This is a genomic window from Accumulibacter sp. (assembly GCF_029255145.1).
Classification (GTDB): domain Bacteria; phylum Pseudomonadota; class Gammaproteobacteria; order Burkholderiales; family Rhodocyclaceae; genus Accumulibacter.
In genome coordinates this window covers 13,464-38,797 of sequence record NZ_JAPUVQ010000106.1, presented here as the reverse complement: position 1 = coordinate 38,797, position 25,334 = coordinate 13,464, and the positions used below count along the sequence as shown (strand labels likewise).

Below are 25,334 nucleotides of genomic sequence, written 5' to 3'. Positions count from 1 at the left end.
CGCCGCGCTCCTCGAGGAACTCACCCTGCAAGATTTCCCGCATCCGGAAACCGGGGCAAGAATGACCTTCGCCCTCGTCTAAAGTGCCAACCGGGTTTCCTCCGAGATCAGGAAATCTGAACTTCCACACCGAGAACATCCAGAAGTTTGCCGCCGACGTCGACGCGGCGACGAGTGGCAAGCTGAAGATCACGGTGCATGCCAACGGCTCGCTGTACAAGGCCAACGAAATCAAGCGCGCCGTCCAGGGCGGGCAGGCGCAGGTCGGCGAGATCATCATTTCCGGTGCGGCCAACGAAGATCCGCTGTTCGCCCTCGACACCATTCCCTTCCTGGCCAGCAGCTACCCTGAGGCCAGAGCGCTGTGGCAGGCGTCGCGCGCCAGGATCGAGGAAAAATTCGCCAGGCAGGGACTGAAGATCCTTTTCTCGGTGCCGTGGCCACCGCAGGGGATCTATTCCAAGGTGGCGCTCAATTCTTCGGCGGACCTCAAGGGCGTGAAGATTCGCTCCTACAGCCCGACCGTCGCCCGGATGATTGAATTGATGGGCGCCCAGCCGGTGACCGTGCAGGCCGCCGAACTGACGCAGGCTCTGACCACCGGCGTCGTTTCCGCGAACATCACTTCAGCCTCGACCGGTTACGACTCGAAGAGCTGGGAACAGTTGAGCTATTACTTCGACGTCCAGGCCTGGTTGCCGAAGAACGTGGTGATCGTGAACCAGAAGCAGTTCGACAGCCTCGACCAGCCGACCCGCGACGCTCTGCTGAAGGCGGCGGCAGCCGCGGAGCTGCGCGGCTGGAAGATCTCCGAGGAAAAGACCCTGTGGTACGTCGAGCAGCTGAAGAAGAACGGCATGAAGGTCCTGCCGGCTTCGGCCGATCTGAAAAAGGATCTCGTCAGAATCGGCGACAAGATGACCAAGGATTGGCTCGAACAGGCTGGTCCGGACGGTCAGCAGGTCTACGACGCTTACCGCAAGGCGGTCAGGAAATAGGCCACGCGCGGAAGTCGGGCCGCCGGTGGCGGTGGCCCGACTTCCGCGGCCGGCGATGCGAACCCTGCTCAACCTGATCTATCGCGGCAGCGGTGCCGTGGCGGCGCTGTTCATGGTCGGCGTACTGCTGATGGTGATCACCGGCGTCGTCACCCGCGAACTGGGAATCTACGTTCGTGGTACCGACGACTACGCCGGCTACTGCATGGCTGCCGCCGGCTTCCTGGCGCTGGCCTACACCTTCAAGCACGGCGAACATATTCGCGTCACGCTGCTGGTCGAGCGCCTCGCGGCGACGCCGAGGAGAATGCTCGAATGGTTTGCGCTGGCCTTTGGCACCTTGGTCAGCGGCGCCCTGGCGTGGTACAGCGTGCGCCTGGTGCTCAACTCCCGGCAGTTCAACGACATTTCGCAGGGAGTCGACGCGACGCCCTTGTGGATTCCGCAGCTGGCCATGGCGGTCGGCACCGTGATCCTGCTGTTGGCCTTCATCGACGATTTGCTGCTGATCAGCCTCGGTCGTCCGCCAGCGCGGCTGGTCAAGGCCGGCGGCGAAGCGGCGCGGATCGAGTGACCGGAGCGGCCGCATGGACGTGTTGATCGCGGCGGCGCTGGTCGTCGTGCTGCTGACCTTTCTTGCCGGCGGCGTCTGGATCGGGCTGGCACTGGCGGCGGTCGGCTACGCCGGCATGCTGGCCTTTACGCCGCGCCCGCCGGGCGACGCGATGGCGGTCACCATCTGGGGGTCAAGCTCGGGCTGGACGCTGACCGCGCTGCCGCTGTTCCTGTGGATGGGTGAAGTACTTTTTCGCACCCGCCTTTCGGATGACATGTTCAGGGGGCTGTCGCCGTGGCTGGAGCGGCTTCCCGGCCGCCTGCTGCACGCCAACATCATCGGCTGCACGATTTTTGCCGCGGTCTCGGGGTCGTCGGCGGCGACCTGCGCGACGATCGGCAAGATCACCCTGCCCGAACTGAGTAGGCGCGGCTATCCCGAGCACATGGCGATCGGTACCCTGGCCGGTGCCGGCACGCTGGGGCTGCTGATTCCGCCGTCGATCATCATGATCGTCTACGGGGTGGCGGCCGAGGTGTCGATCGCCAGGCTGTTCATCGCCGGCGTGATGCCGGCCCTGCTATTGGCTGCGCTGTTCATGGGCTGGGTAGTGCTGTGGGCGCTGCGCCATCCCGAACAGGTGCCGCCGATCGGCGAACGCACGACGCTGGCGCAGAAGCTTGCGGCCTCCCGGAACCTGATCCCGGTGGTGGTGCTGATCGCTGCCGTCCTCGGATCGATCTACGCCGGTGTCGCGACGGCGACCGAGGCCGCCGGCATCGGCGTGGTCGGCAGTCTGATCATCGCGCTGCTCCAGCGCTCGCTGCCCTGGACCAGCTTCCGGGACAGCCTGATGGGCGCTACCCGCCTGTATTGCATGATCGCGCTGATCCTCTCGGGTTCGTCGTTCCTGACGCTGGCCATGGCTTACATCGGCCTGCCGCGGCAACTGGCCGCCTGGGTCGCTTCGCTCGGACTGGCGCCGGGCCTGCTGCTGCTCGTTCTGGGCGTCCTGTTCATTACCCTGGGCTGCTTTCTCGACGGCATTTCGATGGTCGTGCTGACCATGGCGGTGCTGCTGCCGACGGTGACTGCCGCCGGCATCGACCTGATCTGGTTCGGGATCTTTATCGTGCTGGTGGTCGAAATGGCGCAGATAACGCCGCCGGTCGGCTTCAATCTGTTCGTGCTGCAGGGGATGACCGGTCGCCAGATCAGCGAGATCGCGCGCTACGCGACGCCGTATTTCGTGCTGATGTGCGTGGCGGTCACGATTACCTACTGGTTTCCGGGGATCGTCACCTGGCTGCCGGCGAAAATGATCCGCTGAACGCCGCCGCACAGGCCGCAGGGTCGCTATTGCGCCGAGCCACGGCGAGCGTCGCTCGCGGCATTCACTCCGGTTTCCGGTAGATCGTCGGTCGTACCTGCGCCAGCCGATCGCTGATCCCATGCAGCGACTCCGAATGGCCAACGAGCAGGTAGCCGCCGGGGAGCAGCCGCGGCAGCAGATTGGCGACCACCTTGCGCTTGGTTTCGCCATCGAAATAGATCATTACGTTGCGCAGGAAGATGACTTCGAAAGATCCGATTCCGGGATCGATCACTTGCGTCAGATTGACCTGAGCAAAGCGCACCTGCTGGCGAATCTTCGGCGCAATCAGGAAGTTTCCCGGGCCGGCAGCTGCTCCCTGCAGGCAGTACTTGCGCATGCACGCTTCAGGAATTCCTTCATTGCGCTGCAGCGGGTAGAGGCCGGCCCGCGCCCTGGCCAGGACCTGGGTGCTGATGTCGGACCCGAAAACCTCCCAGGGGGTATGCGGCAGTCTTTCGGCGAGCAGCATCGCGATGCTGTAGGCCTCTTCGCCGCTTGAGCTGGCGGCGCTCCAGATACGAACGTTGCCGCCCAACCGCCGGGTCGGCAGGATTTCGTCGCGCAGGAAGTCGAAGTGCCTGGATTCACGAAAGAAGTAGGTCTCGTTGGTGGTCAGCAGATCGATCATTGTCTGAACTTCATCGGGGTGCTGGCCGCTGGTGAGCTGGCGGTAATACTGGCCGAAGCTGTCGAGCTGGCGTTCCCGGAGGCGGCGCTGCAGGCGGCCGACCAGCAGCACCTTCTTGCTGTCGGCCAGATTGATGCCCGCGAGCTTGTGGATCAGGCGCTGAAACAGGAGAAACTCCTGGTCGCTAATGATCGCCTGCTCGATCATCGCGGGCCCAGCACGCGCTTCACCGCTGCTGGTCGCCAGGCGATGACCACAGGCAAGCACGCGGCATTGTTGTTCTCACGATATATCAGCATGTTATAGAATGCTCCTCGGTCGCCGGTGAAGTCGGGCTAAAGAAACTTGGCGAAGTGTGCGTTATTTCTCCTGTCCGACACAATGAAGCCGGTATTCTGCACTTGGTGATCAGCCGCGCGACGGTGATCAGGAAGCAGGACCGGTAGTCTTCCGGGAAGCGAGGCCGACGCCGGTGCGATGCCAGGAGGGTGCTGGAAGGGCGTCCGGCGCGCCCGCACCATCCGGCCGCTCGCTGCGACCGGCGTGCGGCTTCGGCGATTCGGCGATTCGGGGGGTCGTTGGCGCCGTTCGTTGCCGCCGCCGGCGAGCTGTTGCCGCAAAGAGGTGAGTCTTGAACGAAATGAGCGAATTGGCCGGCCGGGAGCGTCACTTTCGCCTTCAGGGACAATTCAACTATACTGTGGCGCGCTTCACGATACCCGTCAGCGCAATGTCTTGGGGATTTGCCGCAACCCGTTTCCAGGCCGGCGACTAAAAAGGAGAGGATCATGCTTACACGCCTGCACCATGTTTTCGGCGCCGCGTTTCGTTGGGTTGTGCTCGGCGCGCTGGGCGCGCTTGTCGTGGGTTGCGCATCATCCTATCCACCGGCGCCGGTTGCCGCCGCTTCGCCCGACTACCGCTACATCATCGGCCCTGGCGACAACGTGAATATCATCGTCTGGCGCAACCCCGAGCTTTCGATGGCGGTTCCGGTTCGTCCGGATGGCTTGATCGCCGGACCGCTGATCGAGGACATGCAGGCGATGGGCAAGACGCCGACGATGCTGGCGCGCGACATGGAAAAAGCGCTGGGCACGTTCATCCGGGATCCGGTGGTGACGGTCGTGGTGAATACCTTTATCGGCAGTCAGAGCGAGCAGATTCGGGTGATCGGCGAGGCATCGAAACCGCAGGCGCTGCCCTACCGGCAGAAGATGACCTTGCTCGACGTGATGATCTCGGTCGGGGGGCTGACCGATTTTGCCGACGGCAATGGCGCGACGCTGGTGCGCGCGTCTGATGACAACAAACAGTACAGCGTTCGCCTGAACGATCTGATCCGGCGCGGTGACGTGACCGCCAACGTCGACGTCAAGCCGGGCGACGTGCTGATCATTCCGCAAAGCTGGTTCTGATTGGTCTGGCGCTAGCGTCAGGATGCTTCTTCTGCTGTCCGTCGCGTCACAGGAAGTGGTGGACAGTCCTGCAACCGATACCGATAGAGTCTGAATCCGATGGATGAACTGCTTCGACAAGCGACAACGATCCTGCGCGGAATGTGGAAACGCCGTTGGCTGGGGGTTGTCGTCGCCTGGGTCGTCGGCGTCGCCAGTGTCGCCGCCGTGCTGGCGATACCCGACAAGTACGAGGCATCGGCGCGAATTTTTGTCGACACCCAGTCGATTCTCCGTCCACTGATGACCGGCCTGGTGACCCAGCCCAATCTTGATCAGCAGGTGATGATGCTGAGTCGGACGCTGATTACCCGGCCGAATGTCGAGAAGCTGATCCGGATGGCGGACCTTGACCTCAAGATCCAGTCCAAGGCGGAAAAGGACGCGCTGGCCGAGGAATTGATGGCGTCGCTGAAGATCGCCAACACCACGCGCGACAACATCTACACCATCAACTACCGCGACACGCAGCCCGAGAGCGCCAAACGGGTGGTGCAGTCGCTGGTGTCGATCTTCGTCGAGTCCAATCTCGGCGATGCGCGCCGGGACTCGGAATCGGCCCGGAAATTCATCGACGAACAGATCACCTCGTATGAACAGAAGCTTGAGGAAGCCGAGGCGCGGCTCAAGGAATTCAAGCTGCGCCACCTGGACACCCAGAGCTCCGAAGGAAAGGACCATTTCGCCAAGATGACCGAGATGGGCGCGCTGCTTGAGCAGAGCAAGCTCGCCTTGCGCGAGGCCGAGCAGTCCCGCGATGTGCTCAAGCGGCAGATTCTCGGCGAGGAGCCGTCGCTGCTGCCGGATGCCAGCCAGGAGTCGATGTCGGGGATTTCGATTCCCGAACTCGACGGCCGGCTGGACGTCATGCAGCGCAATCTGGACGCCATGTTGCAGCGCTTTACCGACAAGCATCCCGACGTCGTCAGCACGCGTCGGCTGATCAAGGACCTTGAGGAAGAGAAGCGCAAGGAGGTCGCCGCCCGACGCAAGGCGGCGCTGGCCAGCCCGGCGACTTCGGTGAACAGCAATCCGGTGCACCAGCAACTGCGCATTTCGGTTTCCGAAGCGGAAGCGAATGTTGCCGCCCTGCGCACCCGCGTCGCCGAGTATCAGTCCCGCTACGACCAGATGAAAGAGGCGGTCAAGATGATGCCTCAGATCGAGGCCGAGTTCGCCCAGCTCAACCGCGACTACGATATCAACAAGAAGAACTACGAACAACTGGTGCAGCGGCGCGAATCGGCGAACATGGGGAGCGAGATCAACAACACCGTCGGCGTCGATTTCCGCTTGATCGACCCGCCGCGGGTGTCGCCGAAGCCGGTGGCGCCCAACCGTACCCTGTTTCTGCCGTTGACCCTGCTACTCGCCCTGGCTGCCGGGGTGGCGGTCACCTTTGCTGCCAGTCAGCTTCGCCCGGTATTTTTCGATTCACGGGCTTTGCGCGAAGCCTGCGGCCTGCCCTTGCTGGGGACGGTGTCGATGCTCACCGATGAACTGACGAAGCGCCGCGACAGAAGGGACCTGTTGCGCTTTGCCGCGGCCTGTATCTCGCTGGTCGGCGCCTATGGTGCGGGGCTCCTGGCCTTGTTCCTTTTTTCCGTCCGTACTGCCTGAGGAAAAGAGATGAGCCTCATCGAACAAGCCGCGAAGCGTCTGGCACAGCTGCGCCGGGCGGGTGTGGATGTCCCCGGTTCGGTTGTCGCCGACGGCGAGCCGGCGCCTGCCGAAGTGACGCCCGATTTCCCTCGCCCGTCCGCCTTGGCGGCGGATTTCAAGCGCCAACGCGCCGTGCTGACCGGCGACGCCGCGCCTCGGGGAGCGCCGGCGACGGTATCTCGCCGGATCGAGCTGGACCTCAACGCGCTCACCGTCAGCGGCCTGATCAGTCCGGATGCTCCGCGCTCGCAGCTTGCCGATCAATACCGGGTGATCAAGCGGCCGTTGATCGCCAACGCCATGGGCAAGGGCGCGACGCAGATCAAGCGCGGCAACCTGATCATGGTGACCAGCGCGTTGTCTGGCGAGGGCAAGACGTTTACGGCGATCAATCTGGCGATGAGCATCGCCATGGAACTGGACAATACGGTGATGCTGGTTGATGCCGATGTGCCCAAGCCGTCGGTGCTCAAGATGCTCGGTTTGCCGCCGTCGCGCGGCCTGCTCGATGTGATCACCGACGACTCGGTCGAGCTCTCGCAGGTTCTGCTGAAAACCAACGTCGAAACACTCAGCATTCTGCCGAGCGGCACGCAGCACCCGCGCGCGACCGAACTGCTGGCCAGCGACGCGATGGTCGGCCTGCTCGAAGAGATGGCCAACCGTTATCCCGACCGGATCATCATCTTTGACTCGCCGCCGCTGCTGATGACCACCGAGGCGCGTGCATTGGCGACCCACATGGGTCAGGTAGTGGTCGTGGTGAAGGCTGAGAGCACGGTTCGCAGTGACCTCAAGCACGCCCTGGCAGCCATTGAATCGTGCCCGGTAAAGCTGATGTTGCTCAACCAGGCGAGAGCCAGCACCCAGGATGGATACGGGTATGGATACGGGTACGGTTATGGTAACTATGGCTATGGCTCAGATGGCGTTTGAGCGGCCGCGGCATGCCGCTGGCGCTCGGCGCTTCCTGGCGACTTCAACAGCCAGTCAGGCCCCGTTGAAAGGGTGCCGAGAGCGTTGCGGTCTGCGCTCGGCCGTGCTGCTGGGCCTGGTGCCGTTGTTCACCGCCGTTCCGGCGCACGCCGAGAAGTGGCGGATCACCCCGACCCTGGCGGTTAACGAGACCTTGACCGACAACGTCTTCCTCACGTCCACCAACAAGACCAGCGATCTGGTTTCGGCGATCTCGCCAGGGATCGCGATCGAGGGCACGGGAAGCCGGGCCAAGCTGCGGCTCAATTACGTCCTGACCGAACAACTCTATGCCCGCGAGAGCAATTCCAACAATCACCTGAATTCTCTAAATGCGATCGGGACGATCGAGGCCATTGAAGACCTGCTGTTCATCGATGGTACCGGGACCATCTCGCAGCAGTACCTGTCCGCCTTTGGTGCGGTGTCGCCGAGTACCGCCAACGTCAACAAAAACCAGACCGAGACGTCGAGCTACGCGCTCTCGCCGTACCTCAAGGGCAGACTGCTCAACTGGGCTGATTACCTGCTGCGCTATCGGGCGACGACGACCAGTTCGCAATCGAATCTGGCGTCCAACCTGGATACCACCGAGTGGACCGGCGCCCTCAAGGGCGGCACGCGCTGGAACAGCGTCACCTGGGCGCTGGATGCGATGAGCCAGCATAACGATTACTCGAATGGCCGGACCTACGACGCATCGCGCTACATGGTGACCCTGTCGTACCGCTTCAATCCGCAGATCCAGGTGTCTCTGATTGGCGGCCAGGAGTCGAACGACTACGTCAGCCTGCAGCAGCAGTCGAACTTCACGCGTGGTGGGGGTTTTGACTGGACGCCGGACAACCGCACCAAATTGCATGCCTTGGTCCAGAACCGGTTTTTCGGGACCGGATACAACGTCGAGTTCAGTCATCGGCGGCCACGTTCGATGTTCTCCTTCCTGGCGAGCAAGGACGTCTCGCTGCAGCCACCCGGGGTGGGGAACACCGGGCAGGGCAACAACTACAATGCTTTCTATACGATCATCTCGGCGGCCAACCCCGGACTGCCGCCGGAGGCGATCGCGGCGCAGGTTGCGCAGTTGCTTCTCGAAAGCGGCGTTCCGGCCAACAGCTCGGTCGTCGATGGCTACCTGACCAATCGTCCAAACGTGCAGAATCTGATGCAGCTGACCGGTGCCCTGATGGGGGTGCGCAACACCGTCACTTTCACCGCGACCCGTAGCGAGCAACAGAACCTCAGCCTGATCAACGGCGCGACCAACAACTTCTCTTTGCCCAACCGGACCCTGCAACGCGGCTACGGCATCGTCTGGTCACACAAGCTGAGCGGTATCTCGTCGCTCTCTTTCGCGCTCAACCAGCAGCGCAGCAGCACCTTCACCGCCAACTCGCCGGAAACCGAGACGACCGGCGGCTATCTGGTGCTGTCGACCAGCTTCTCGCCGAATACCAGTGCCAACATCGGCGCGCGCAGGGTGGTTTCCAGTGGTGTGAGCAGCTACACGGAGAGCGCGCTGACCGGCGGCATCTCTCACCGTTTTTGATCGGTAGTCATGTACGAGTCTTTCTATGGTTTGACCAGCAAGCCGTTTCAACTGAATCCAGACCCCTCGTTCTATTTCGCTTCCAAGCAGCACCGCCGCGCCATGGCCTACCTCGAATACGGCCTGAATCAGAACGAGGGATTCATCGTCGTCACCGGCGAGATCGGCGCCGGCAAGACGACCATCGTTCGCGGTCTGCTCAACGACCTCGACTCCGACAAAGTGGTCGCCGCGCAGCTGGTCAGCACCCAGCTCGATGCCGAGGACACCTTGCGGATGGTCGCGGCCGCGTTTGGCGTTGGCACCAGGAACGTCGGCAAGTCGGAGCTGCTGCTGGCGCTCGAGGCTTTTCTGGTCGAGGTCACCAGCCAGGGGAAACGTTGCCTGCTGATCGTCGATGAAGCGCAGAACCTGACGCCGCGTGCGGTCGAGGAACTGCGGATGTTGTCGAACTTCCAGTTTGGCACGCAGGCCTTGCTGCAAAGTTTCCTGATCGGCCAACCGGAGTTCCGCAAGGTCATGCAGAGCCCGCAGATGCAGCAATTGCGCCAGCGCGTGATCGCCGCCTGTCATATTGGCCCGATGGATCAGGACGAGACCCAGGCCTACATCGAGCACCGCCTCAAGTGCGCCGGTTCGCAAGGTTCGCCGCGCTTTGACGCAGGCGCCTTCGAAGCCGTTTTCGAGGCCAGCGGGGGGATCCCGCGACGGATCAACGCCCACTGCGATCGACTGTTGTTGTCCGGCTTCCTGACCGGGAAAAGCGCGTTCACACGTGCCGACGTTGAAGAAGTGGCCAAGGAACTGCGCGAGGAAACGCAGTCTTCAAGGTCGATGAGCGCGAGCGATATCGGCCACGAGGCCACTGCCCCGGCGACCCCGCAGCTTACCGACAGCGGCATTCTGGACATCGACCTGTCGCGACTCGAACTCGACAGCAGCACGGCCGAGCGTGCGTCGCGCGCCATTGCCGATCTGAAGAGCGGCCATGTGGAGCAGCGCCTGATCCGCATCGAGCGCAGCATCGTTCGCCTGGAGCGCAGCAACGCAGCCGTTCTGTCGCTGATTCAGCAACTGGTTGATTCGGTGCGCGCAAAACATGAAGGAAAATGATCTTGACTGATGAGCAATGGCCCTCTGATCTGGGTCCGGTGGTCTGCGTGGTCGGCGCTCGGCCCAATTTCATGAAGATGGCGCCGATCCTCCGCGCCTTCGGTGCCCACCGGCCGGCCCTGCCGACCCTGCTGCTGCACACCGGCCAGCACTACGACAAGGACATGAACGATCGGTTGTTCGCCGATCTGCGCCTGCCGCGTCCGGATATCAATCTGGAAGTCGGTTCGGCGACGCACGCGGTGCAGACGGCGGAAGTGATGAAGCGCTTCGAACCGGTCCTGGACAGCCAGCGGCCTTCGTGCGTGCTGGTGGTCGGCGACGTGAATTCGACGCTGGCCTGTGCGCTGGTTTGCGCCAAGAAGGACGTGCCGGTGGTGCATGTCGAAGCGGGCCTGCGCAGCCACGATCGAGCGATGCCCGAGGAAATCAACCGTGTTCTCACCGACCAGATCGCCGACCGCCTGTACACCACCGAGCGTAGCGCGCTCGCCAACCTGACGCGCGAAGGGGTGGCCGAGGAGCGCGTGTGCTTCGTCGGCAACGTGATGATCGACTCGCTGCTCGCCAACCGGGAGTTTGCGCAAGCACCGGCGAAGACCCTGCAGATCGCCGGTGGCGACCCGGCGGTGATCGACGACGCTTCCGGCTACGGCGTGGTGACGCTGCACCGTCCGTCCAACGTCGATCGTTCGGACACCCTGCAAGCGCTGCTGGCGGTGCTCCGCGAAGTCTCGGACGGGCTGCCGCTGGTCTTTGCCATGCATCCACGCACGCGCGCCAACATCGAACGCTTCGGCTTGGGCGAACTGCTGCGCAGCCCACGCATCGTCCTTCTGCCGCCGCAGGGTTACCTGGAAATGCTCGGCTTGCTGGCCAGTGCGAAACTCGTCCTGTCCGATTCGGGGGGGCTGCAGGAGGAGAGTACCGCGCTCGGCGTTCCCTGCCTGACGATCCGCGAGAACACCGAGCGTCCGATCACCATCGAGCAGGGAACCAATACCCTGGTCGGCGCCGATCCGCAGGCGATCCGCAGGGGCGTCGACGAGATCCTGTCGGGGGCCGGCAAGAGCGGGCGCATCCCCGAGTTCTGGGATGGGCGGGCGGCCGAGCGAATCGCCGCCGACCTCTCGGCGTGGCTGCTGGCGCGCCACGCGCAGCGCGTCGGATAGCGGGAGCGCGTTGAGAAAAATGGCAGCGATCACCAACGCCATGACCATCGACGTCGAAGACTATTTCCAGGTCTCCGCGCTGGCCCCGTATATCGCCCGTGAGCAGTGGGATTCGCGCGAGTGCCGGGTCGAGAGCAACGTCGACCGCATTCTTCTGATGCTCGACGAGCACCAGACCGCGGCGACCTTCTTCACCCTCGGCTGGGTCGCCGAGCGCTACCCGCAGCTCGTTCGGCGGATCGTCGAGGCAGGACACGAGCTGGCCAGTCACGGCTACGGTCACCAGCGTGCCAGCGAGCTCAGTGAAGCCGAGTTCTCGGCCGACATCGGGTCGGCCAAGAAGCTGCTGGAAGACCTCTCGGGTCAGGAAGTCAAGGGCTATCGGGCGCCGAGTTTTTCGATCGGCGAAGGCAATCTGTGGGCTTTCGACTGTCTCGAGCGGGCGGGTTACCGTTACAGTTCGAGCATCTATCCGATTCGCCACGATCACTACGGGATGCCGGACGCGCCACGCTTCGCGCACCAGGTGCGCGCGGGCTTGCTGGAACTGCCGGTGACCACCGCTCGCTTCTTTCAGCGCAACTGGCCGGCCAGTGGCGGTGGCTACTTCCGCTTGCTGCCGTATCCGGTTTCGCGGTGGCTGCTGCAAAAGGTCAACGAGCTGGATCGTCAGCCGGCGATCTTCTACTTCCATCCCTGGGAGATCGACGCCGGGCAGCCGCGGGTCCCCGGGATCAGTGCCAAGACGCGCTTTCGTCACTACCTCAACCTGCAGCACACCGAAGGCCGCCTGAGGCGTTTGCTCGCCGACTTCCGCTGGGGGCGAATGGACGAAGTGTTCCTTGACGCGCGCACTCGGGCGGCCATGGTGAATTGATGAACAACACGATCGAGGAAGTGGCCAGGCTGGTCGCCGCCAGCGCGCCGCTCGCCGTCAACAGCCTGAATCCGGACGATCGCCTGGCCGTCGCCAGATGGGACGCTTTCGTCGACGCATGTCCGGAAGCCACTTTTTTCCACAAGGCCGGTTGGCAGCGGATCGTCGGCGAGGTCTTTGGCCATCGAACGCTCTTCCTCTACGCCGAACGTTCGGGCGTCATCGAGGCCGTTCTGCCGCTGGCGCAGGTCAAGAGCGTGCTGTTCGGCAACACCCTGGTCTCGCTGCCGTTTGCCGTCTATGGCGGCGTCGCGGCGAACAGCGCGGCGGCCGGCGAGGCGCTCGAACTGGAGGCGCAGGCGATCGCCCGGCGCCTGGGTGTAGACCATCTGGAACTGCGCAATCTGCGGCAACGTCATCCGGAATGGCCGTTGCAGGATCTTTACGTGCGTTTTCGCAAGGAACTCGCGCCGGAGGTGGAAGCCAACATGCTGGCCATCCCGCGCAAACAGCGGGCGATGGTGCGCAAGGGAATCAAGAACGGACTGCGCAGCGAAATCGACGGCGATTGCAGTCGTTTCTTCGCCCTCTACGCCGACAACGTCCATCGGCATGGGACGCCGGCGCTGCCCAGGCGCTATTTTGAAGCTCTGCAGCGGGTGTTCGGCGCCGACTGCGAGGCGCTGACGGTCGTAGACGGTGCCGGGCGCCCCTTGAGTGGCGTTTTGAGCTTCTACTTTCGCGACGAGGTGCTGCCCTATTACGCCGGTGACGAGCCGTCGGCCCGCGATCTGGCGGCCAACGACTTCAAGTACTGGGAGCTGATGCGGCGCTCGTGCGAGCGCGGCGTCAAGGTTTTCGACTACGGCCGCAGCAAGCAGGGCACCGGCTCGTATTCCTTCAAGAAGAACTGGGGTTTCGAGCCACAGCCGCTGTTCTACGAGTATTGCCTTTACCGCCGTGACTCCATTCCGCAGAACAACCCGTCGAACGCCAAGTACCGTCTGCTGATCGAGACCTGGCGGCGGCTGCCGATCGGCCTGGCCAACTGGCTGGGGCCGTTCATCGTTCGCAACCTCGGTTAGCGCGTGCCGCGCAAATCAGCGGCTTCCCTGTTTGACTGATGACTACCGCACCATCCTGTTGAGAGCCCGTCCATGAGGCAGCCCACCCCAAGCCTGACATCCGTCGCCGCTCACCCGGGCTGGCCAGTCGCCCTGCCGGCAGTCGCGCTGACCGTGCTGATCACCGTGCTGCTGTTTCGCGAAACGGCGCTGGCGATGGCCAGCATCTGGGAACGCTCCGATACCTATGCCCATGGTTTCATCGTGCCGCCGATCACCTTGTGGTTGATCTGGCGCATGCGTGCCAGCCTCGCCGCGCTGCCTCCCCGCCACAGCTATGCCGCTGTCTTGTTGTTTGCCGGCGTCGGTTTCGCCTGGCTGCTTGGCGAACTGGCGGCGGTCAACGTGGTCTCGCAGTTTGCCCTGGTGGCGATGCTGGTTCTTGCCGTGCCGGCGGTCCTAGGCTGGCAGGTCGCACGGCGGATCACCTTTCCCCTGCTGTTCCTGTTCTTCGCCGTCCCCTTCGGCGACTTCGCGCTGCCGACGCTGATGGACTGGACCGCGCACTTCACCGTTCTCGGCCTGCGCCTGAGCGGCATCCCGGTGCACAGCGAAGGCCTGAGGTTCGTCATTCCGACCGGCAGCTGGTCGGTGGTCGAGGCTTGCAGCGGCGTTCGCTACCTCATCGCCTCGGTCACCGTCGGCACGCTGTTTGCGTATCTTACCTATCGCTCATTGACGCGACGGGTTGTTTTTGTGATCGTTTCCTTTCTGGTTCCGATCGTTGCCAACTGGGTTCGGGCCTACCTGATCGTGATGATCGGCCACCTCTCGGGGAACAAGCTTGCCGTCGGCGTCGACCATCTGATCTACGGCTGGCTGTTCTTTGGCGTGGTCATCCTGTCGATGTTCTGGATCGGTGCGCGCTGGCGCGAGGATGATGACCAGGTCGCGCCGGTCGCGAACCTTGCCCCGGCGGGCGCCGCTGCGGTGGCGACGACCGCGCCTTCGGTGGTCGCCGCGGTACTCACCGTGCTGGTGGGCGGTGGCTGCACGCTCGGCCTCTGGCAAATCGAGCAGCAAAGGACACCGCAGGTCAGCGAGCTTGCGCGGCTCGGGCCGATTGCCGGCTGGCAGGCTGTGCCGAGCGACCCTGACGACTGGCAACCAGAATACGCGAACTATGTCGCACGCACGCAAGCGCGCTTCGAGCAGGACGGGCGTACGGCGGAGCTCTTCCTGGCCTACTACCGCAACCAGGACCAGCAGCACAAGATGGTCAGCTCGGCCAACGTGATGGTGCGCAGCGACGATCCGCTGTGGGTCAAGGTGGCCAGCGGCACGCGTGAAATCGGCTTCGCAGAGCAAAAGATCCAGGTCCGCACGCGCGAGTTGCGTGGACCTGCGGCGGCGCGCCTGGTGGTCTGGCAGTGGTACTGGGTCAATGGACACTGGACGGCCAGCGATGCCATGGCCAAGGTCTACACCGCTCTTTCACGGCTCACCGGCAAGGGCGACGATTCCGCGGTGATCGTCCTCTACGCGCCGCAGGAGCAGGCCGGCGCGGGCAATGCCGTCCTCGATGATTTCGCCCGTGCCGCCGGACCGGCGATCGAGACCGCGCTGCGGCAGACCATGGATGCCCGATGATGCCGGTGGACGACGCGCGTCTGCTGGTCGCGCACGTGGTGTTCCGCTTCGATGTCGGCGGCCTGGAAAACGGCGTCGTCAATCTGATCAATCACATGCCGCGCGACGCCTATCGGCACGTCGTCATTTCGCTGACCGAGATCACCGATTTCCGAAAGCGCATCGTGCGTGACGACGTCGGTTTCATCGCGCTGAAGAAGAAGCCGGGTCACACGCTGTGGCTCTATCCGCGCCTGTTCGGACTCTTCCGGGAGCTGCGACCGGCGATCGTGCACAGCCGCAATCTGGCGGCCCTGGAGGTTGCCGTCCCGGCCTGGGCGGCCGGCGTCCCGGTCCGGATTCACGGTGAGCACGGCCGCGATGTGGGTGATCTGGACGGCTCCAACAAAAAGTACCAATGGTTGCGTCGCCTGTACAGCCCGTTCGTGACCCGCTACATCGCCCTGTCGCGCGACCTAGCCGACTATCTGACCGGTCGCGTCGGCATCTCGCCGGCCCGCGTCGAGCAGATCTACAACGGCGTCGATATCAGGCTTTTTCATCCGGCGCGGCCTCGCCCGCCGATTGCCGGCTGCCCTTTTCCCGACCCGGGGTGCTGGCTGGTGGGTACCGTCGGCCGGATGCAGGTGGTCAAGGATCAGACCACCCTGGCGGCGGCCTTCGTTCGTGCGCTGGCGGCATTCCCCGAACTCGCGAGTCGTCTGCGACTGGTGATGATTGGCGACGGGCCGCTGCGGGCCAAAGCGCAGGCACTGCTCGACGATGCCGGCGTGGCTGAGCTGGCGTGGCTGCCCGGGCAGCGCGACGACGTGCCCGACATCCTGCGTGGTCTGGACTGCTTTGTGCTACCCTCGCTGGCCGAAGGCATCTCGAACACCATTCTGGAAGCGATGGCCAGTGGCCTGCCGGTGATCGCGACCGATGTCGGCGGCAACGGCGAGTTGCTCGAAGCCGGCCGTACTGGCGAACTGGTGCCGGCGGCCGACGTCGAGGCCATGGCGCAGCAGATCGCCGCCCACGCGCTGGACGCCGATCGTAGCCGCGCTGCCGGCGAGGCGGGGCGGGCGCTGGTCGAGCGGCGGTTCAGCATGGAAGCGATGCGCGAACGGCACCAGGCGCTGTACGACGAGTTGCTCGACGCGCGCACCGGCAAGGCAGACCGCACGGCCTTGCTGCACCGCTAGGCGACCGCAGAAATTCACCAAGGAGCTTGAGCGAAACCATGTGCGGCATTACCGGAATGTTTGATACCCGTGGCCGGCGCGAGATCGATCGCGCGGTGCTGACGCGGATGAACGAATCGCAACACCATCGCGGCCCGGACGAAGGCGGGCTGCACGTCGAAGCGGGCGTGGGTCTGGGTCACCGGCGGCTGTCGATCATCGACCTGTCGACCGGCCAGCAGCCGCTGTACAACGAGGATCAGAGCGTCTGCGTGGTGTTCAACGGCGAAATCTACAACTATCAGGAGCTGATCCCCGAGTTGCAGGCTCTTGGCCACGTCTTCCATACGCGCAGCGATACCGAGGTCATCGTCCACGCCTGGGAGGCCTGGGGCGAGGATTGCGTTCGCCGCTTTCGCGGCATGTTCGCCTTTGCCCTGTGGGACCGCAACCAGGAGACGCTCTTTCTGGCGCGCGACCGGCTGGCGGTCAAGCCGCTCTTCTACGCCTTGCTGCCGGACGGCACCTTCCTCTTTGGTTCGGAACTCAAGTCCTTGCTGGCGCACGGCGGACTGGCGCGCGACATCGATCCGCTGGCCGTCGAAGAGTACTTCGCGCTGGGTTACGTGTGCGAACCGCGAACGATCTTTCGTCAGGCCCGGAAGCTGCCGCCGGCGCATACCCTGACCCTGCGTCGCGGCCAGCCGGTTGCCGAGCCGAAGGAATACTGGGACCTGCGCTTCAGTCTGGCCAGCCCGTGCACGGTCGAGGAGGCGTGCGCGCAGCTCAACGACAAGCTCAGCGAGTCGATTCGCCTGCGGATGATTGCGGAAGTGCCGCTGGGCGCATTTCTCTCCGGCGGCGTCGATTCGAGCGCGGTCGTCGCGCTGATGGCCGGGCTCTCGGCCGATCCGGTCAATACCTGCTCGATCGCCTTCGATGATCCGGCCTACAACGAGGCCGTTTTCGCGCAACAGATCGCCGACCAGTATCGCACCAATCATCACAGCGAAACGGTGGCCAGCGACGACTTCGACCTGATCGATACCCTGGCCAGGCTGTACGACGAACCCTATGCCGACAGCTCGGCCATTCCAACGTACCGGGTCTGCCAGCTGGCCCGCAAGCACGTGACGGTAGCTCTCTCGGGCGACGGCGGCGACGAGACCTTCGGCGGCTATCGCCGCTATCGGCTGCATTTGATGGAAGAGCGGATGCGCTCGGCGGTGCCGCACAGCGTGCGGCGGGGCGTCTTCGGTCTGCTCGGTCGGGTGTACCCGAAAGCCGACTGGGCGCCGCGCGTCTTTCGCGCCAAGACGACTTTCGAAGGTCTGGCCAGGGACTCGGTCGAAGCCTACTTCCATTCGGTCTCGATCATGCGCGGGCCGATGCGCGCGCAACTGTTCACCGATCGTTTTCGGAGCGAAATCGACGGCTACAGCGCCCAGGACGTCTTTCGCCATCATGCCGGACGGGCGGGTACCGACGATCCGCTGGCGCTGATCCAGTACCTGGACCTCAAGACCTATCTGGTTGGCGACATCAACACCAAGGTCGACCGCGCCAGCATGGCTCACTCGCTGGAGGTGCGCGAGCCCCTGATGGATCACCAACTGGTCGAATGGATGGCAACGCTGCCGTCCGAACTCAAGGTGCGCGGCAAGGAAGGCAAGTTTCTGCTGAAGAAGGCGATGGAGCCCAGCCTCCCGAACGACATCCTGTATCGGCCGAAAATGGGCTTTGCCGTGCCGCTGGCACGCTGGTTTCGCGGCCCGCTCAAGGAACGGGTGCGTGAAGCGGTGCTCGGCCCGCGCCTGGCAGCCACCGGCTGGTTCAATCAGGATTATCTGCGGCATCTCGTCGATGCCCATCAATCGGGTGCGCGCGACTACAGCGCGCCGCTGTGGACGGTGCTGATGTTCGAGGCCTTCCTGCGCAATGTGCTCGACGCTCCGCTCGATCAACCGGCGATTGTCGCCGAGCTGCAGGGATCGCGATGAGTCTGCGGATCCTGCATGTCCTCGATCACTCGTTGCCGCTGCACAGCGGCTACACCTTCCGCACCCTGGCGATCCTGCGCCAGCAGCGCGCGCTGGGCTGGCAGACCGTTCACCTGACGACCCCCAAACAGGGGGCCGGGAGCGTGCTGCACGAGGATGTCGAGGGCTGGCTTTTCCATCGCACGCCGAGCGCCGTCGGCACCGGCCTGTTTTCCCAGATGCGGTTGACCGCTGCCCGCCTCGACCAGGTCGTCCGGGCGACGCAGCCGGATATCATCCACGCCCATTCGCCGGTGCTCAACGCACTGCCCAGTCTGTGGGTCGGCCGCCGTCACCGTTTGCCGGTCGTTTATGAGGTCCGCGCTTTCTGGGAGGATGCCGCGGTCGATCACGGGTCGACGGTCGAAGGCGGCTTGCGCTACCGGGTCTCGCGGGCGATGGAGACTTTCGCGCTTCGCCGTGCCGATCAGGTGACGACGATTTGCGAGGGCCTGCGTGGCGATATCGTCCAGCGCGGCCTGTCGCCGGATCGCATCACGGTGATCCCGAACGCGGTGGACGTTGGCCTGTTCGCCTTCGGCGCCGAGCCGGATCCGGCGCTTTGTCGTTCGCTGGGACTCGATGGTGCGACCGTCCTTGGCTTCGTCGGCTCGTTCTACGGCTATGAAGGCCTTGACCTGCTGGTCGAGGCGGCACGGCGGATGTTGCCCCGGCATCCGCAGTTGCGCGTTCTGCTGGTTGGCGGCGGGCCGCAGGAGAGCAATCTCAAGGCGCAGGTGGTGGCCGCCGGCCTGCAGGATCAGGTCATTTTCACCGGCCGTGTGCCGCACGCCGACGTTCAGCGCTACTACGAACTGATCGACGTGCTGGCCTTCCCGCGCTTGCCGATGCGCCTCACCGAACTGGTCACGCCGCTGAAGCCGCTCGAGGCGATGGCGCAGGGACGGATGTTCGTTGCCTCCGACGTTGGCGGGCACCGGGAGTTGATCAGCCACGGCGAAACCGGCTTTCTGTTTCGCGCCGGCGATGCCGCTGCGCTGGAAGCGGCGATCGAGGACATCCTCTCGCGGCGCCAGTCCTGGCCGCAGATTCGCACGCAGGCGCGGCGCTTCGTCGAGGTCGAGCGCACCTGGGTGGCCAGTGTTGCGCGCTATCGCGAGGCCTATCGCCTGGCCCTGGGCCGGTTTGGCCGCAGTGCCGCCGTTTGATCGCGACGCACCATTGCCGCGCTGTCTCGCGTCGGCCCGGATACTTGCCTGACACCGTTTGAGCGATAGCATGGCCAATCTCCTGTATCTCGTACACCGTTTGCCGTATCCCCCGAACAAGGGTGACAAGGTTCGTTCGTATCACCTGCTGAAGCATCTGGCGGCTCGCCACCGGGTCTTCCTCGGCACCTTCATCGACGACCCGCAGGACGAGGTTCATGTCGATACGGTGTCGCGGTATTGCGCCGGCCTGCACATTGCCCGTCTGTCGCCACGCATTGCCCGGCTCCTGAGTCTGCGCGGTCTGCTCGGCCGGGAGGCGCTGACGCTCCCCTACTATCGCAACGCCGGCCTACAGGCGTGGGTCGAGCGGACGCTGAACGAGCAGCCGATCGACGCGGCGGTGATCTTCTCTTCGGTGATGGCGAGTTATGTCCGGGGTCGCCCGGCCTTGCGCAAGCTGGTCGACTTTGTTGACGTCGATTCGGCGAAGTGGACCCAGTATGCGGCCAATCACCGCTGGCCGATGTCCTGGCTCTACCGGCGCGAAGGCGAGCGCCTGCTGGCTTTCGAGCGTGCGGTGGCAATGGAAGCCGAAAGATCGTTTTTCGTCACCGACAACGAGACCGATCTGTTTCGCCGGCTGGCTCCGGAGTGCGACGGCCGGCTCGAAGCGATGTGCAACGGGGTCGACGCCGACTACTTCTCGCCTGCCCATGCGCTGCCGTCACCGTACGGCGAAAACGAGTTGCCGCTGGTATTCACCGGCGCCATGGACTACTGGCCGAACATCGACGCGGTAAGCTGGTTCGCGGCCGAAATGCTGCCGCAATTGCGGCTGAATTGGCCCAGGCTTCGCTTCTACATTGTCGGACGCAGCCCGACGCCCGCCGTCCAGGCGCTGGCCAGTGCGCAAATCGTCGTCACCGGGACGGTCCCCGACGTCCGCCCGTACCTGCAGCACGCCGCGGCGGTCGTCGCGCCGCTTCGCCTGGCGCGCGGAATTCAGAACAAGGTTCTCGAAGCGATGGCCATGGGCTTGCCGGTCGTTGCTTCGCAGGAGTGCGCCGCCGCCGTCGACGCCGTTGCCGGGCGCGACTTCCTGACCGCCGGCAGCGTCCCCGAGTACGTTTCACAAGTCGAGGCGCTGTTGCGGGCGCCGGAACGTGCGGCGGCAATGGGCATTGCCGCCCGTCAGCAGGTCGTCGCGCGGTATGGCTGGGACGCCCACCTGTCGAGCATCGATCGTCACCTGGACCGGTAGTGATCGCCCCGGCCTGACGCATTCGGTCGTCAGGCCCTGATCAGGACATGCGGTCTCGATGGCCACGCGGAGGAGTTGATGGGGGTCTACACATCGTTTGCGGCGAAGCTGCTGTTCCCGCTGCACGAGCACTTGAAGAAGCACAGCACGGTCGCCGTCAAGGGTGCGCTGGAGCGCAGTCAGTGGCTTGAGCCGGAGGCGATTCGGGTTCTGCAGCTTGACCGGCTGCGCCAATTCCTCGGCGAGTGCGCCGCCCATGTGCCGTACTACCGCGATCTCTTTCGCGCGCTCGATTTCGATCCGGCCACGATCTCTGGCATCGGCGATCTGGCGCGCTTGCCGCTGCTGACCAAGGACATTATCCGCAGCGAGTTCGAGCGCTTGCGTTCCGAGCTGCCCGAACCGGTCAGGCTGTTTTCGACCACCGGCTCGACGGGCGATCCGCTGCGTTTCAACATCAGCAACACCCGCATCAGTCACGACGTCGCTGCCAAGTGGCGGGCGACGCGCTGGTGGGATGTCGACATCGGCGACCGGGAATTGGTGATCTGGTCCAGCCCGATCGAACTGACCCGGCAGGATCGCGTCAAGCAACTGCGCGACTGCCTGCTGCGCAGCAGGCTGCTGCCGGCGACGGCGATGTCGCAAACCGATATGGATCGCTTTATCGCCGAGATTCGCCGCTTTGCGCCCCGGATGCTGTTCGGCTATCCGTCGTCGATGACGCTGATCGCCCAGCGTGCAGAGCAGCAGGGAATCCGTCTGAACGATCTCGGCATTCGGGTCGCCTTCTGCACGGCCGAGACGCTGTATCCGCATCAGACAGACGTCATGCAGCGGGTCTTCGGCTGTCCCGTCGCCAACGGCTATGGCGGCCGCGATTCAGGATTCATCGCCCACGCCTGCCCCCGTGACGGAATGCACATCACCGCTGAAGACATCATCGTCGAAGTCGTCGACGCGCAGGGCCGGCCCTTGCCACCGGGCGTACCCGGCGAAGTGCTGGTGACCCATCTGTACAGCACCGGCTTTCCGTTCGTCCGCTACAGGAACGGCGATCTGGCGGTGCTCGACGACCGTCCATGCACCTGCGGCCGCGGCCTGCCCTTGCTCAAAGAGGTGCGTGGCCGAACCAACGATGTGCTCCTGGCGGAAGACGGCTCGATCGTCCTCGCCGTGGCGATCGCCATCGTCCTGCGCGACATGCCCGGGGTCAACGGCTTCAAGGTAATCCAGGAGACGCTGCAGCATTGTCGCTTGCAACTGGTGAGGGATGGCAGCTTTCAGCAGTCGTCGGCCGAGCAGCAGATCCGCGCGGCTTTTCGCGCCAGGCTTGGCGAGGGCGTACGACTCGACATCGAATATCCGGAAGCAATCGAAGCCGAGGCCAGCGGCAAGTATCGCTATGTGGTGAGCAAGGTCAGCCAGCTGCATGTGGCACAGGGCGGGGGGGCCGCGGTTTGAAAGTGGCGCAGTGCCGGCTCGATGGGCAAAGCGTGACGCAGTTCCTCGCTGCCGGCGCGCCACGAGCCTATTCTGGATGGCAGGCGAGCAGGGTGGCCGAAGCGGTCGAAGTGGTCCAAACGGGTCTTGGCCGATCGCACGAGAAGGCAGGGAGTGACTGCGGTTCAGGCTGTCAGGGAATGTGGGTTATGATCTGGCGCACTAAAGTCTACTTCGGTGATCGCGCGCGTCCAGTAGTTCGTGCGGGGTGTCAGATAACTTGTTGGGTTTCATCGATGATGATGTGGAGGTCTTGACGGTGGCTGACAACAAGAGGCAGGTTCTCGACGGCAGCGAGTGGTGGTGGGCAGGCTGCGTGCTTGGCCCCACCTCACTTGCTGTCTGGTGCAGCGATAAATCGCGCCACCAGCGACTCCCCTGCTTGCGCTAGCGCTCGGCATGCGCGGGAAACACGATTCGAGGGGGCTCGCTTATCTGAACTCTGGTTGTACGACCGGAATTTGATCGGCTGTCTTGAGTTCCGGCCAATCCTTCCCAGCCGGATGCGAGAGGCGCGGTGCGCGTCTGGCCCAGTTAGGCGACGTCAGGTACTCGCAAAGGACAAACTTCGACCTTGCTAGGCGTCACCACCGCTCCCAGTGCATCTGCAGTTGTCGTGTCACAGTTTCCACGGGAAGCAGGCAATGGTGGGCGTGAAAGCTCTAGTGCGGGGAGTCGTGGGCGTGTTAAGGAAAGTGTAAATGCGTGATTTGCTGCTTGTCGGCATTATTCTGGGGGCCTTGCCGTTCGCTCTTCGTCATACTTGGGTCGCCGTGATGTTGTGGACCTGGATCAGCATCATGAACCCCCACAGACTTGCTTTTGGCTTTGCATCGACACTGCCAGTTGCCGCTGTAGCTGCGGGCGCGGCGCTCCTGTCGTTGGTCTTCACGCGCGACAAATTGCGCATGCCGTGGTCGCCTCCCGTTATCGTCCTGGTTCTATTTGTCGTATGGATGTGTCTGACCACGGCATTTGCCATAAATCCTCTAGGATCATGGGATCAGCTCAACAAGGTCTTGAAGATTCAGCTCATGACAGCCGTGGCGTTGATGGCTCTGCATGAACGAAAGCATATTGAGCTATTCATTTGGGTCAACGTTCTGTCGGTTGGTTATTACAGTTTCAAGGGTGGGTTGTTTACGATTACGACCGGCGGGGAATACCGTGTGTGGGGCCCGGAGGACTCATTTTTCTGGGATAACAACGCGCTCGCCGTTGCTACGATCATGGTTATCCCGATGATGTATTACTTGCGTGTGGTGTCTACCCATCGGTGGGTGCGTTTCGGTCTGTTAATGTTGATGTTGTTGTCTGCTGTTTCTGCATTGGGATCACAATCGAGGGGGGCGCTGCTGGCGATTACGGCCATGGGCTCGGTGTTTTGGTACCGCTCAAATAGAAAAGGGCTGGTCGGCATAGTAGTTGTCGCCGTCGCGATAGGCTTGATTTCGTTCATGCCGGATTCGTGGAGTAACCGTATGGCAACGATAACAACGTACGAGGAGGACAATTCCGCAAAAGATCGACTCATTGCATGGCAGTTTTGCTTTAATTTGGCGAATCACCGGTTGTCTGGCGGCGGTTATGAAATTTATAACGCACTTACTTACACGCTGTACGCTCCGGAGACTTGGAGAAATGCCTTCGCCGCACATAGCATCTATTTCTCAGTACTTGGAGAGCATGGTTATGTTGGGCTAGTTCTGTTTCTATTGATCTGGGGGCTGACATTTCGTCTGGCCGGAAAGCTGAGGAGAGAAACAAGGGGGCAACCTGGAGTGGCTTGGGTTTTTCACCTGACCGGAATGTTCCAGGTTTCGCTGGTTGGTTACCTGGCAGGTGGCGCCTTTTTGAGTCTCGCGTATTTCGACTTGCCCTACAACATCATGGTCATTCTCGTCGTCACGCAGCGCTGGTTGCGCGAAAGCGGCTGGAAACCGGCGGCGGTCGGTGCGCTCGGGTCCGCGAGTGCCGGCAAACCATCGGACCTGCCGGTCAAAGCGTCGCGGGCACCGGTATGATCGTGAAATCAATAGCGGGTGTTTTGTCACCTGGTGGGCGGTCCGGACGATTGTCGATCCTGATTTTTCATCGCGTGCTCGCGCATCGAGACCCGGTTCTGAACTGGGATCTCGATGCGGCTGATTTTGATCGAACCATTGGCTGGATCAAGGACTGGTTCAATGTTCTCCCCCTCGAACAGGCCGTTGTTCGGCTGAAGGAGAGGACGCTGCCACCGAGGGCGGCGGCAATCACTTTCGACGACGGTTATGCGGATAATTGTACGGTCGCCATGCCGATTCTCCAGGCCCATGGTCTGACAGCGACGTTTTTCATTGCCACGGCTTATCTTGATGGTGGGCGGATGTGGAATGACACTATTATTGAGTCCGTTCGCCGTTGCCAAGAGTCCCGTCTTGATCTTTCGCGCGAGGGGCTTGGGGTGCATCAATTGACTTCGGCCAATGCCATTCGCCAGGCGATTATCGGCATTCTGAGCGATGTCAAGTATCGCGGTTCCCGGGAACGTCTCAGGGTCGTTGATTACATTGCTGCGGTGTCGGGCGCACGATTACCACCGGATCTGATGATGAGCGCGGAACAGGTCAGGATAATGCGCCGCGCGGGCATGTCGATTGGTGCACACACGGCTACGCACCCCATTCTCGCCCGGCTGCAACCCGACGACGTAAGGGCCGAGGTTACCGAGAGCAAGCGATTCCTGGAATCGCTCCTGCAGGAGCGCGTTGGCCTGTTTGCTTATCCCAATGGAAAACCGGATGTCGACTATCGCGCGGAGGACGCCGAAATTATCCGCGACCTGGGTTTTGACGCGGCGGTAACGACAGCGTGGGGCGTGGCCGATGCGCAAAGTGACCTGATGCAACTGCCTCGTTTCACCCCGTGGGATCGAACCCGCTTTCGTTTCGGGACCAGGCTTGCCAGAAACCTGTTACAGAATTCGCGCTTGCGATCCGCGCAATTGGCCTCGTGATGCTGGTCAAGCCTGATCGTGGAATGGCTATCGGCGGACTGCCGTTGGTTGTTGCACCGGCTCGCCCTGCCGCGATCACGCCGCGCCGGGCGGTGTTTACGTCCAGGGTGGATTGCGTGCGG

21 protein-coding genes are annotated in these 25,334 nt (G+C 63.1%); 19 read left to right on the top strand and 2 right to left on the bottom strand.

Annotation, left to right across the window (positions count from 1 at the left end; genetic code table 11):
* Window positions 1–193 (bottom strand): hypothetical protein (locus Q1L50_RS10955; protein ID WP_300338518.1); only part of this gene is annotated, 193 nt, incomplete at its 3' end.
* On the opposite strand from Q1L50_RS10955, the gene Q1L50_RS10950 reads away from it, so the two are divergent.
* The 3 genes from Q1L50_RS10950 to Q1L50_RS10940 are packed head-to-tail and all read left to right on the top strand — an operon-like array spanning window position 117 to window position 2,884.
* Window positions 117–998: a TRAP transporter substrate-binding protein gene (locus tag Q1L50_RS10950; RefSeq protein ID WP_300338515.1), complete on the top strand. Its 882-nt coding sequence runs from the start codon at window positions 117–119 to the stop codon at window positions 996–998. The two genes, Q1L50_RS10955 and Q1L50_RS10950, sit on opposite strands and share 77 nt — an antisense overlap.
* Window positions 999–1,053: 55 nt before the next feature.
* Entirely contained in the window at window positions 1,054–1,572 is a 519-nt protein-coding gene (locus tag Q1L50_RS10945; protein WP_300338510.1) for a TRAP transporter small permease subunit, read from the top strand.
* Window positions 1,573–1,585: 13 nt separating this feature from the next.
* Entirely contained in the window at window positions 1,586–2,884 is a 1,299-nt protein-coding gene (locus Q1L50_RS10940) for a TRAP transporter large permease subunit (protein WP_300338508.1), read from the top strand.
* Window positions 2,885–2,948: 64 nt separating this feature from the next.
* On the opposite strand, the gene Q1L50_RS10935 is transcribed toward Q1L50_RS10940, so the two are convergent.
* Window positions 2,949–3,764 (bottom strand): CheR family methyltransferase, encoded by an 816-nt coding sequence (locus Q1L50_RS10935; protein WP_300338505.1) that lies wholly within the window; start codon window positions 3,762–3,764, stop codon window positions 2,949–2,951.
* 581 nt (window positions 3,765–4,345) lie between these two features.
* Between Q1L50_RS10935 and Q1L50_RS10930 the strand changes: the two genes are divergently transcribed.
* The 16 genes from Q1L50_RS10930 (at window position 4,346) to Q1L50_RS10855 (ending at window position 25,212) form a co-directional block, all read left to right on the top strand.
* Complete coding sequence (locus Q1L50_RS10930) at window positions 4,346–4,975, top strand: XrtA/PEP-CTERM system exopolysaccharide export protein (RefSeq protein ID WP_300338502.1); 630 nt, start codon at window positions 4,346–4,348, stop codon at window positions 4,973–4,975.
* Between the two features lie 99 nt (window positions 4,976–5,074).
* Window positions 5,075–6,634, top strand: coding sequence for an XrtA system polysaccharide chain length determinant (locus Q1L50_RS10925; RefSeq protein ID WP_300338499.1), 1,560 nt, complete (start codon window positions 5,075–5,077; stop codon window positions 6,632–6,634).
* Window positions 6,635–6,643: 9 nt separating this feature from the next.
* Entirely contained in the window at window positions 6,644–7,612 is a 969-nt protein-coding gene (locus Q1L50_RS10920) for an XrtA-associated tyrosine autokinase (protein ID WP_300338496.1), read from the top strand.
* Window positions 7,613–7,676: 64 nt separating this feature from the next.
* On the top strand, window positions 7,677–9,200 hold the full coding sequence (locus Q1L50_RS10915) for a TIGR03016 family PEP-CTERM system-associated outer membrane protein (protein WP_300338493.1): 1,524 nt from the start codon (window positions 7,677–7,679) through the stop codon (window positions 9,198–9,200).
* Between the two features lie 9 nt (window positions 9,201–9,209).
* The gene (locus tag Q1L50_RS10910; RefSeq protein WP_300338490.1) at window positions 9,210–10,313 is read left to right on the top strand and encodes an XrtA/PEP-CTERM system-associated ATPase; all 1,104 of its coding nucleotides are present in this window, start codon (window positions 9,210–9,212) and stop codon (window positions 10,311–10,313) included.
* A 2-nt stretch (window positions 10,314–10,315) separates the two neighbouring features.
* Complete coding sequence (gene wecB, locus Q1L50_RS10905; RefSeq protein ID WP_300338487.1) at window positions 10,316–11,485, top strand: UDP-N-acetylglucosamine 2-epimerase (non-hydrolyzing); 1,170 nt, start codon at window positions 10,316–10,318, stop codon at window positions 11,483–11,485.
* Window positions 11,486–11,504: 19 nt separating this feature from the next.
* The gene (locus Q1L50_RS10900) at window positions 11,505–12,362 is read left to right on the top strand and encodes an XrtA system polysaccharide deacetylase (RefSeq protein ID WP_300338484.1); all 858 of its coding nucleotides are present in this window, start codon (window positions 11,505–11,507) and stop codon (window positions 12,360–12,362) included.
* A complete protein-coding gene (locus Q1L50_RS10895) occupies window positions 12,362–13,447 on the top strand; it encodes a FemAB family XrtA/PEP-CTERM system-associated protein (protein WP_300338481.1) in 1,086 nt (361 codons plus the stop codon). The genes Q1L50_RS10900 and Q1L50_RS10895 overlap by 1 nt, the downstream gene beginning before the upstream one ends.
* 72 nt (window positions 13,448–13,519) lie before the next feature.
* Complete coding sequence (xrtA, locus tag Q1L50_RS10890; protein WP_300338479.1) at window positions 13,520–15,076, top strand: exosortase A; 1,557 nt, start codon at window positions 13,520–13,522, stop codon at window positions 15,074–15,076.
* Complete coding sequence (locus Q1L50_RS10885; RefSeq protein WP_300338476.1) at window positions 15,073–16,260, top strand: TIGR03088 family PEP-CTERM/XrtA system glycosyltransferase; 1,188 nt, start codon at window positions 15,073–15,075, stop codon at window positions 16,258–16,260. The genes xrtA and Q1L50_RS10885 overlap by 4 nt, the downstream gene beginning before the upstream one ends.
* Window positions 16,261–16,298: 38 nt before the next feature.
* Window positions 16,299–18,239, top strand: coding sequence for an XrtA/PEP-CTERM system amidotransferase (locus tag Q1L50_RS10880; RefSeq protein WP_300338473.1), 1,941 nt, complete (start codon window positions 16,299–16,301; stop codon window positions 18,237–18,239).
* Window positions 18,236–19,447 carry a TIGR04063 family PEP-CTERM/XrtA system glycosyltransferase gene (locus tag Q1L50_RS10875; RefSeq protein WP_300338471.1) on the top strand — a complete coding sequence of 404 codons (1,212 nt, stop codon included), beginning with the start codon at window positions 18,236–18,238 and terminating at the stop codon, window positions 19,445–19,447. Before Q1L50_RS10880 ends, Q1L50_RS10875 begins: the two co-directional genes overlap by 4 nt.
* A gap of 70 nt (window positions 19,448–19,517) precedes the next feature.
* Window positions 19,518–20,711 (top strand): TIGR03087 family PEP-CTERM/XrtA system glycosyltransferase, encoded by a 1,194-nt coding sequence (locus Q1L50_RS10870; RefSeq protein WP_300338470.1) that lies wholly within the window; start codon window positions 19,518–19,520, stop codon window positions 20,709–20,711.
* A gap of 78 nt (window positions 20,712–20,789) precedes the next feature.
* Window positions 20,790–22,175 (top strand): AMP-binding protein, encoded by a 1,386-nt coding sequence (locus Q1L50_RS10865; protein ID WP_300338468.1) that lies wholly within the window; start codon window positions 20,790–20,792, stop codon window positions 22,173–22,175.
* A gap of 740 nt (window positions 22,176–22,915) precedes the next feature.
* Window positions 22,916–24,238, top strand: coding sequence for a putative O-glycosylation ligase, exosortase A system-associated (locus Q1L50_RS10860; RefSeq protein WP_300338465.1), 1,323 nt, complete (start codon window positions 22,916–22,918; stop codon window positions 24,236–24,238).
* Window positions 24,235–25,212, top strand: a complete 978-nt coding sequence (locus Q1L50_RS10855) for a polysaccharide deacetylase family protein (protein WP_300338462.1) — start codon at window positions 24,235–24,237, stop codon at window positions 25,210–25,212. The genes Q1L50_RS10860 and Q1L50_RS10855 overlap by 4 nt, the downstream gene beginning before the upstream one ends.
* Window positions 25,213–25,334: the final 122 nt, after the last annotated feature.